Annotated in this window: 1 protein-coding gene; it reads right to left on the bottom strand. The window is 65.1% G+C overall.

Annotated features, from left to right (window positions below; all coding sequences use genetic code 11):
* A partial coding sequence (locus J2W36_RS26525) for an S-(hydroxymethyl)glutathione dehydrogenase/class III alcohol dehydrogenase (protein WP_307692783.1) occupies positions 1 to 1,061 on the bottom strand: 1,061 nt, incomplete at both ends.

The raw sequence follows: 1,061 nt of genomic DNA, 5'->3' as shown, positions 1-1,061 counted from the left end.
TCGAAGCCCTTGTTGATGTCTTCCAGCGGCATGGTGTGCGTGATCAGGTCGTCGATGTTGATCTTGTTTTCCATGTACCAGTCGACGATCTTCGGCACGTCGGTGCGCCCGCGCGCGCCGCCGAAGGCCGAGCCTTCCCACTTGCGGCCCGTGACCAACTGGAACGGACGGGTGCTGATCTCGGCGCCGGCCTCGGCCACGCCGATGATGATGCTGCGGCCCCAGCCCTTGTGCGTGCATTCGAGCGCTTGGCGCATCACCTGCGTGTTGCCGATGCACTCGAAGCTGTAGTCGGCGCCGCCGTCGGTCAACTGCACGATGGCATCGACCACGTTGGGCACTTCCTTCGGGTTGATGAAGTGCGTCATGCCGAACTTGCGGGCCATCGCCTCGCGCTCGGGGTTCAGGTCGACGCCGATGATCTTGTCGGCGCCCACCATCTTCGCGCCCTGGATCACGTTCAGGCCGATGCCGCCCAGGCCGAACACCACCACGTTCGCGCCGGCTTCCACCTTGGCCGTGAAGATGACCGCGCCGATGCCGGTGGTCACGCCGCAGCCGATGTAGCAGACCTTGTCGAACGGGGCGTCCTCGCGGATCTTGGCCAGCGAGATCTCGGGGGCGACGGTGTAGTTGCTGAAGGTCGAGGTGCCCATGTAGTGGAAGATGGGCTTGCCGTCCAGGCTGAAGCGGCTGGTGGCGTCGGGCATCAGGCCCTTGCCCTGCGTGCCGCGGATCAGCTGGCACAGGTTGGTCTTGCGGCTCAGGCAGAACTTGCACTGGCGGCATTCGGGCGTGTAGAGCGGGATGACGTGGTCGCCCTTCTTGAGGGTGGTCACGCCGGGGCCGACGTCGACCACGATGCCCGCGCCTTCATGGCCGAGGATGGCCGGGAAGATGCCTTCCGGGTCGGCGCCCGAGAGCGTGTAGTAGTCGGTGTGGCAGATGCCGGTGGCCTTGATCTCGACGAGCACCTCGCCGAACTTCGGCCCCTCGAGGTCGACGGTTTCGATGGTCAGTGGTTGGCCTGCTTGCCAGGCGACGGCGGCTTTGGTTTTCAT

Source organism: Variovorax ginsengisoli (genome assembly GCF_030811835.1).
GTDB lineage: Bacteria > Pseudomonadota > Gammaproteobacteria > Burkholderiales > Burkholderiaceae_C > Variovorax > Variovorax ginsengisoli_C.
Note: the sequence above shows the minus strand (reverse complement) of the source record. Positions and strands in the feature narration are given on the sequence as shown.